Origin of the sequence: Microbacterium sp. B19 (assembly GCF_000333395.1) — a bacterium.
Taxonomy (GTDB): Bacteria; Actinomycetota; Actinomycetes; order Actinomycetales; family Microbacteriaceae; genus Microbacterium.
This window is the reverse complement of record NZ_BADA01000410.1, coordinates 1-7280: the sequence shown is the minus strand read 5'-3', so window position 1 is coordinate 7280 and position 7280 is coordinate 1. Positions and strand designations below refer to the sequence as shown.

10 protein-coding genes and 2 pseudogenes are annotated in these 7280 nt (G+C 71.9%); 7 read left to right on the top strand and 5 right to left on the bottom strand.

What is annotated here, in order from left to right; genetic code table 11:
* Nucleotides 1–1104 (top strand): FAD-binding oxidoreductase (locus I5G_RS14485; protein WP_026095951.1); only part of this gene is annotated, 1104 nt, incomplete at its 5' end.
* Here I5G_RS14485 and I5G_RS14480 read toward each other — a convergent pair.
* Nucleotides 1098–1607, bottom strand: a complete 510-nt coding sequence (locus I5G_RS14480; RefSeq protein WP_022879693.1) for a DUF4188 domain-containing protein — start codon at nucleotides 1605–1607, stop codon at nucleotides 1098–1100. The two genes, I5G_RS14485 and I5G_RS14480, sit on opposite strands and share 7 nt — an antisense overlap.
* A gap of 71 nt (nucleotides 1608–1678) precedes the next feature.
* Between I5G_RS14480 and I5G_RS14475 the strand changes: the two genes are divergently transcribed.
* Nucleotides 1679–2293 carry a MerR family transcriptional regulator gene (locus I5G_RS14475; protein WP_022879692.1) on the top strand — a complete coding sequence of 205 codons (615 nt, stop codon included), beginning with the start codon at nucleotides 1679–1681 and terminating at the stop codon, nucleotides 2291–2293.
* A gap of 3 nt (nucleotides 2294–2296) precedes the next feature.
* Here I5G_RS14475 and I5G_RS14470 read toward each other — a convergent pair whose 3' ends face one another.
* On the bottom strand, nucleotides 2297–2587 hold the full coding sequence (locus I5G_RS14470) for a DUF4287 domain-containing protein (RefSeq protein ID WP_022879691.1): 291 nt from the start codon (nucleotides 2585–2587) through the stop codon (nucleotides 2297–2299).
* Nucleotides 2588–2664: 77 nt separating this feature from the next.
* Here I5G_RS14470 and I5G_RS26900 point away from each other — a divergent pair, with 77 nt between their 5' ends.
* Nucleotides 2665–3636 carry a GNAT family N-acetyltransferase gene (locus tag I5G_RS26900; RefSeq protein ID WP_083896660.1) on the top strand — a complete coding sequence of 324 codons (972 nt, stop codon included), beginning with the start codon at nucleotides 2665–2667 and terminating at the stop codon, nucleotides 3634–3636.
* A 1-nt stretch (nucleotide 3637) separates the two neighbouring features.
* Here the strand turns inward: I5G_RS26900 and I5G_RS14455 are convergent, their stop codons facing one another.
* The 3 genes and pseudogenes from I5G_RS14455 to I5G_RS22700 form a co-directional block, all read right to left on the bottom strand.
* Nucleotides 3638–3859, bottom strand: coding sequence for a hypothetical protein (locus tag I5G_RS14455; protein WP_022879690.1), 222 nt, complete (start codon nucleotides 3857–3859; stop codon nucleotides 3638–3640).
* A gap of 30 nt (nucleotides 3860–3889) precedes the next feature.
* The gene (locus I5G_RS22705; RefSeq protein ID WP_022879689.1) at nucleotides 3890–4873 is read right to left on the bottom strand and encodes a DNA-3-methyladenine glycosylase; all 984 of its coding nucleotides are present in this window, start codon (nucleotides 4871–4873) and stop codon (nucleotides 3890–3892) included.
* A 52-nt stretch (nucleotides 4874–4925) separates the two neighbouring features.
* Nucleotides 4926–5684: pseudogene (locus I5G_RS22700) on the bottom strand (winged helix-turn-helix domain-containing protein).
* A 428-nt stretch (nucleotides 5685–6112) separates the two neighbouring features.
* Between I5G_RS22700 and I5G_RS14440 the strand changes: the two are divergent.
* From I5G_RS14440 to I5G_RS26580, 4 genes and pseudogenes are all read left to right on the top strand, one after another.
* Nucleotides 6113–6406 (top strand): GNAT family N-acetyltransferase, encoded by a 294-nt coding sequence (locus tag I5G_RS14440; RefSeq protein WP_022879688.1) that lies wholly within the window; start codon nucleotides 6113–6115, stop codon nucleotides 6404–6406.
* 91 nt (nucleotides 6407–6497) lie between these two features.
* Nucleotides 6498–6707 carry a hypothetical protein gene (locus I5G_RS14435; protein WP_022879687.1) on the top strand — a complete coding sequence of 70 codons (210 nt, stop codon included), beginning with the start codon at nucleotides 6498–6500 and terminating at the stop codon, nucleotides 6705–6707.
* Between the two features lie 2 nt (nucleotides 6708–6709).
* Entirely contained in the window at nucleotides 6710–7027 is a 318-nt protein-coding gene (locus I5G_RS14430; RefSeq protein WP_036328476.1) for a hypothetical protein, read from the top strand.
* Nucleotides 7028–7130: 103 nt separating this feature from the next.
* Nucleotides 7131–7280 (top strand): annotated as a pseudogene (locus I5G_RS26580) (exonuclease SbcCD subunit D); the annotation flags it as partial.

The window sequence follows — 7280 nt, the reverse complement described above, 5'->3', positions numbered from 1 at the left end:
GTGCTCGACCTGTCGCAGCTGAACCGCATCCGGGCCATCGACCCGGTCGACGGCACGGCCGAGGTCGAGGCCGGGGTCATCACGGCCGACCTGGATGCCGAGGCCCGAGATCACGGCCTGCTGTACGCGCCCGACCCGGGCAGCGTCGGCATCTCCACGATCGGCGGCAACATCGCCACCAACGCGGGGGGCCTGCGCGGCGCGAAGTACGGCGTGACGCGCGACGCGGTGCTCGCCGTCGACGTCGTGCTCGCTGACGGTTCGCTCGTGCGGCTCGGTCGCCCGACCATCAAGGGCGTCACGGGCTACGACCTCGCGGGGCTCGTCGTGGGGTCCGAGGGCACGCTCGGCATCGTCGTCTCCGCGCGCGTGCGGCTTCTCCCCGCGCCGCGGCGCCTGGCCACGGCCTCGGCGTTCTTCGCCTCGCTCGAGGACGCCGCGCACGCGGTCGCCGCGATCGCCGTGAGCGGTGCGCGCCCCGCGGTGCTCGAGATCCTCGACGGGGCGACGCTCGCCGCGATCGACGCCGCGGAAGGCACCGACCTCCGCGCCCGGGGCGAAGCGTTGCTGCTCGCGCAGACCGACGGTTTCGGCGCGGCGGAGGAGATGGCGGTGGTCATCGAGGCGATCGCCCCCACCGCCGCGCACCACGAGTGGACCGAGGATGCCGAGCGCGCCGCCGACCTGCTCAACGCCCGACGTCAGGCCCTGCCGGCCCTCGAACGGATCGGTCGCCCGCTGATCGAGGACATCGCGGTGCCCCGCAGCCGGCTCGCGGAGGCGATCAGCGGCATCCGGGCGATCGCCGACCGGCACGCGGTTCCGATCTTCGTCTTCGGACACGCCGGTGACGGCAACCTGCACCCGATCATCGTGGTCGAGCACGGCGACGGCGAGCTTCCCGAAGCCGCCGTCCGCGCCGCCGACGACATCTTCGCCCTGGCCCTGTCGCTCGGGGGCACCGTGACGGCGGAGCACGGCGTCGGCCGCCTCAAGCGTGAGTGGGCGCGACGCGAGCTCGGCGACGACGTGGTGCGGCTGCACGACGAGATCAAGCGGGTGTTCGACCCGCTCGGCATCCTGAACCCCGGCAGCGGTTACTGAGGCTGGTCGGCCGACGGGCGCGCGGTGGTGCGCCCGTCGGCCGCCCGCGCCGCCGCGCGATCGTGCCGCGAGCCCACCGGGACGATGGCGGTCGCCCGAGGCAGACCCATGGGTGGAGTGGCGACGAAGATCGACTCGGCGCGGTCCACGAGGTACGTCTCGTGCCAGATGCCGACGGCTCCGGCCGCCTTCCGTGCGCGCTGGTTGAAGCGCGTCCACGCGGGGCGGTGCGCCTGGGCGGGAGCCGACGCGTACGCGTACAGCTTCTCCAGCGACGACCAGTACTGCACGAGGTACGGTCCGCGCGCGCCGAGGAGCGTCGTGAAGCCGAGGAGCCCCGAGTCGGGGTCCATGCTCAGCTCGCGGAGCATCGGGCCCATCTCCCCGAACACCGGGAGCCAGGCGTCGGGCCGCCACCACTTGTTGATCGTCATGCCGATGTGGAAGACGACGAGTTCGCCGTCGTGTCGGTGCGTCATTCGCCCCGGATTGATGGATGCCATGGCTTCGTCCTCACTCGATAGTGTCACTATCTAGTGTTGGATAGTGGAGGTATCCAGTCAAGGGGGAATCCATGCGGATCTCGGAACTCTCCGCCCGCAGCGGCGTCTCGGTCGCGACGATCAAGTACTACCTGCGCGAGCGCCTGCTGCCGGAGGGGGAGCGGACCTCGGCGACCCAGGCGACGTACGGCGAGGAGCACGTCCGGCGGTTGGGCGTCATCCGCGCCCTCGTGGATGCCGGGGTGGGGATCGCCGGCGTCCGCAACGTCGTGGCGGTGCTCGAGAGTCCGCCCGAGCATCCGTACGACCTCCTCGGCGCCGCCAGCGCCGCCGTCAACCCGTCCGGGGCCGATGACGACACGCTCGACCTCGGGCCCGCCCGGGCACTCCTGGCGCGGTTCGGGGGCGACCCCGACGACTGTTTCCCCGCGCAGGTGGCCGCGGTCGCGCGGGCGCTGAACGCCCTCGATCGGGCGGGGTTCACGGTCCCCGAGCCGGTGCTCGACGCGTACGTGGAACACCTCGGCGCGATCGCCGCCGCGGAGCTCGACGCGACCCCCACGGACTCGGCCGAGGCGGCCCTCCGCTACGTCGTCCTCGGCACGGCGCTCGTCGAGCCGCTCATCCTCGCGCTGCGGCGCGTCGCCGAGCAGATCGCGGCGTCACGCCGCTTCGGGCACGACTGAGACTCAGCGGTCGGGGTTCGTCGCGGCACCGTCGAGCCAGAGCGTGTCGGTCGGATCGCTGTGCGTCCCGCCCGAGCCGACATGGGTGTCGCTGATCTGCGGTCCCTTGGTGATGACGTGCACGAGAGCCATGCCGTGGCCCCGCCCGAGGTCGTACTCCTCCTTGAGCCACTCCAGGATCGGGGTCGCCTTCGTGCCCGGGCCGAACCCGCGCTCCTGCGCGAGGTCGATGAGCTGGCGCGGGGTGAGTCCGGTCTTCTTCTCGACCGCATCGAGGTAGGCCTGGAACGACATCGATTCTCCTGTGGGCGGCGGTGAGTGAGGGCGGTGCTCGGGGTCAGGTTAGCGGGGAGGCGCGATAGCGTCGAGGGATGGTCGTCACGTTTCACCGCGCGCCCGTCGCAGCGATCACCCCGCTCACCTTGTACCGCCTGCTGTGGCTGCGAGTGAGCGTCTTCGTGGTCGAGCAGGAGGCGGCCTACCCCGAGATCGACGGCCGCGACATCGAGTCCGACGCCGAGCTGATGTGGGCCGAGGACCCCTCGGGCGAGGTGCTCGCAACGCTGCGCATCCTGCGCGAGGAGCGGAACAACCGGATCGGCCGCGTCGCGACGGCCATGGCCGCGCGCGGACGCGGGCTGGCCGGCGAGCTTATGCGCGCCGCGATCGAGGTCCTCGACGCCGAGGCGCCCGGCATCCCGATCCTGCTGGACGCGCAGGCGCAGCTCGCGGACTGGTACGGCCGGTTCGGATTCGTCGTCGCGGGGGAGCCGTTCGCCGAGGACGGCATCCCGCACCTCCCGATGCGGCGGACGCACCTCGCGACCGAGCGCCTCGTGCTGCGCGAGTGGACGCGCTCCGCCGACGACCGCGCGTTCCTGTTCGATCTGTACCGCCGTCCCGAGGTGCGCCGGTACATCGGCGACGGGCGGACGATGACGGATGGCGACGAGGTCGACGACCTGCTCGAGCGCTGGACGGCGCGCGCCGACGGGGTGCTCGGCATCAGGGCGGTCACGACCCTCGAAGGCACGCGGCTCGGGGCGATCCTCCTGAAGTCGATCCCGTGGTCGGCGGGCGCGGGCGGGGGAGCGCCCGAGGAGATCGAGATCGGCTGGCACTTCCACCCGGATGCCGGGGGTCGGGGATACGCGACGGAGTCCGCCGCGGCGGTGCTCGCGCTGGCCCGAGACGCTGGCATCCGCCGTGTCGTGGCCGTGACCCATCCCGAGAACGTCGCGTCCCAGGCGGTTGCCGCCAGGATCGGGATGCAGGCCGCCGGATTCACCGGCGACTATTACGACACGACGTGCGCGCTGTTCGTCTCGGAGCGGTCGTCCTGATTCAGAGCTCGACGCCGTTGTCGGGGTCGTTCACCCCGACGTTCCGTCCGCGGCTGGATTCGAACGCGATGAGCCACCCGAGGGACACCACCGCGGCGAGGATCACCCCGAGCCACACGTTCTGGAACACCAGGCCGAAGAGCACGCCCCCGGCGAAGAGGACGACCGAACCCAGCAGCCAGTAGGTGCGTCCGCGGGGCCAGCCGGTTCCGGATTGCGTCATGCGCCTCAGCCTACGGGCGAGCGCGTTCTCTCAGCGATCGCGGTGGTCTTCGGGGTGAAGCCGCGGGCCGCGCCGCGGTTCGAGCGCGGCTCCCGCGTAGATCAGTCGGATGACGCGCTGACGGTGCCCCGCGAACGGCTCGAGCAGCTCGAGCATGCCGTCGTCGTCGGTGCGGTGCCCGGTGAGGGCGTAGCCCACCTGGTGAGCGAGGTGGTAGTCGCCGATGCTCACGGCATCCGGATCGCCGAAGGCCCGGATGCGCGTCTCGGCGCTCGTCCACACGCCGACGCCGCGCAGGCTGATGAAGACGCGGTCGCGCGCCTCGCCGTCGACGGCTTCGGTCGCGGCGCGCTCGAGGGAGGCGCCGCGTCGCGCGGCCTCGACGATCGTGCGGGACTGCGGCGGCTCGAGACCCGCGCGATGCCACGCCCACGACGGCACGTGCCGCCATCCCTCGATGTCGGGCGGAGCGAACATCGGCTGCGGCGTCGGCCCGGGAGCGCGTTCGCCGTACCAGGTCACGATGCTGCGCCACGCGGAGAACGCCTGGAGTCCGGTGACCTTCTGCTCCATGATCGCGCTGACGAGCGCGTCGAACACGAGGTCGGTGCGACCGATCCGGAGGTCGGGATGCCGTCGGTACCACTCGGCGACGGAGGGATGCCGCGACGCGTCGAATCCGTCGGGGTCGTCGTGCGCGCCGCAGAGCGCGGGCAACTGGTCGAGTGCCCACGCGGCGCCCGGACCCCACGCGGCGGCGAGGACCGTGCCGTCCGCACGGCAGCGGAGGGCGAGGGTCGCGACGCCCGTGGGCGTGCGACTCACGCGCCAGATGACGCCGCCCGCGCTCAGCGCTCCGGTCGCCACGAAGGTCGGATCGTTGCGGCCGTGGCGTTGCGCGGTGATCGTGCGATCGAGATCCACCGGTGTGCGCGGACGGTACTCGGTGCGGAGGGGGTCGGTGACCGGTGGGTGCGAGTCGCGCTGGTGCGCACGTACCCGGGTCGACCTCATGCCGACACCCTACGTCGCCCCACCGACATCGCGGCCGGACGGGGCGCGATGATCAGAAGCGGTCGGGCGACGGCGTGCCGTGGCCGTAGCGGATCGAGACGTCGGCGTGGCGGTCGAAGCGGTAGCCGACGCCGCGCACCGTGCGCACGATGTCCTCGTAGATGCCGAGCTTCGCGCGCAGGCGGCGCACGTGCACGTCGATCGTCCGCTCCCCGGGAGCCTCGTCGTCGGTCGCGCCCTCCCACAGCGACGACACGAGCTCGGTGCGCTCGATCGTGCGGCCCTCGCGGAGGACGAGGTACTGCAGCAGCTCGAACTCCTTGAAGGTGAAGGCGGCGGACTCGCCGTCGATGAGCACGCGCTTGCGCGAGATGTCGACGACGACGCCGCGGGGGGCGCGGTCCTCCTCGGCCGGCTCCTCCTTCGTGCGGGCGACCGCGGAGGGCTCGTGCAGGGCGAGGCGCACGACATCGACGTCGCGGCCGCCGGCACCGGCGGGAGCGAGGGCGACGGTCGCGTACGTCTCGGCGGCCGGGGCGAGTTCGCTCAGCGTGCGACGCAGGGCCTAGACGAGCGTGACGAGGCTCTCGCAGGATTCGGCGGCCTTGGCTTCGTCGATGCCGACGTAGAGGGAGAAGCCGCGCGGCGCGGTTCCGGCGGGAAGCGCGGGGCGGGCGGGGGCCGCGGGGGCCGCGGGGGTCGCAGTGGCGGCGGGCTGTGCGGCGGGGCGGCGGACCGGCTGCGGGCGGACGGCGGCGGCGGCGGCGGTGGTCGAGGTGGCGGGGCGGTAGAGAACGGCGGAGATCGACATGAGGAAGGTGTCCTTCAGTGGTGAACCCGGGCGTCAGATGCGGGGTTCTACGGGAGGTGTGTGGCCGAGGGCCGGAGCGCGGTGTCCGGGTACGCGTGATCGACGCGTACCGCGAACGACCGGGTGTCGACGCGAGCGTTCAGAAGCTCGAGGTCGGCAAGGCGAGGGTCGCTGTTAGCGGCACATTCGACAACACATGACAACGCGGCCGGGCATCATCATGCCGGCAGTCCCGTTCGCCTCCCGGGCGGACAGAGCAAGCGCGTTGACAGTCATGCGGCTGATTATGACCTACCGTGCCCTTCGGCGTCAAATGATGACGTCGAGGAATGTGGCATCCTGCTTCATCTTTCGTCACATATCGGTTCCGGACCGAGCACATTGCGCTCTCGGCGCCGGGTGGGCTGCAGCGGCGTACCGTGGGTGCCATGACCGACCTGCGCTTCGCCGACGACCGGGACGCCTCGCGCTACACCCTGCACGACGGCGACGACCTGGTGTCCGTTCTCGACTACCGCGACGACGGGCGCACAATCGCCCTCACCCGTGCCTTCACGATCCCGACGTTCCGCGGACACGGCTACGCGGCCGTGGTGGTGGAGCACGCGGTGGATGCCATCGAGCAGGCGGGCGACCGCGAGATCCTGCCCGTGTGCTGGTACGTGGGCGAGTGGTTCGAGGCCCACCCCGAGCGCGCGCACCTCCTCCACGTCCGCAGCTGACGCGCCGCGCTACCCGCGCTCCCCGGGGCCGTCAACCCCCGGCGGTCCGTCGCACCCGGCGACCAGGCTGGACCGGGTGAAAGGGGATGGCATGACCCACGACAACGACCTTCCCGAAGGTGTCATCGATGCGAACCCGCCCGGCGGCTGGGAGAGCGGCGACGTCGCCGACACCGAGACGGCGGAGCAGAACGACCACGCGAAGGGTTCTCCGCGCCTGAACGACGCCGAGCCGTCCGATCCCATCGAGGGGGACGCCGCGAGCCAGGGCATCGATCCCGACATGAGCACGGAGGAGTGACCATGACCGACCACACGCACAGCCCCGAACCCGCGAACGGCCCCGAGGGCGGCGCGTCGCCCGCGGATTCCGTCGGAGGCGCCGTCCACGAGGACGGCAAGGTCACCCGCCCCGACGAGCAGTCCGCTCCCGCGATGGACACGCACACCACGACCGACGAGGAACGCATCGCCGGAGTCGTGGTGCAGACGCGCGCCGACGTGGGGGACGCCTCCGAGGAACGCATCGCCGACGTCCTGCGTCAGCGCTTCTCCGACATCGGGCTCGACCTCGGCGACGACCGCATCCGCGCGCTCGCGGCGGAGGTCGCCGCCGGCTGACCCCCGTCGATGAGGCTGTCCGGCCCTCGGTGTCCTCGGCCGGCGCGAGCGAACCGCGCGCCGGCTGAGCACCGATGTCGGAGGCCCGACGTACCGTGTGTGCATGCGGATCCTGCACACCTCCGACTGGCACATCGGGCGCTCGTTCCACGGCCATTCGACCCTCGACGCGCTCGCCGAGGTCCTCGACGTGCTCGGGAGCAGGTGCGCGAGAACGACGTCGACGTCGTCCTCGTCGCGGGTGACGTCTTCG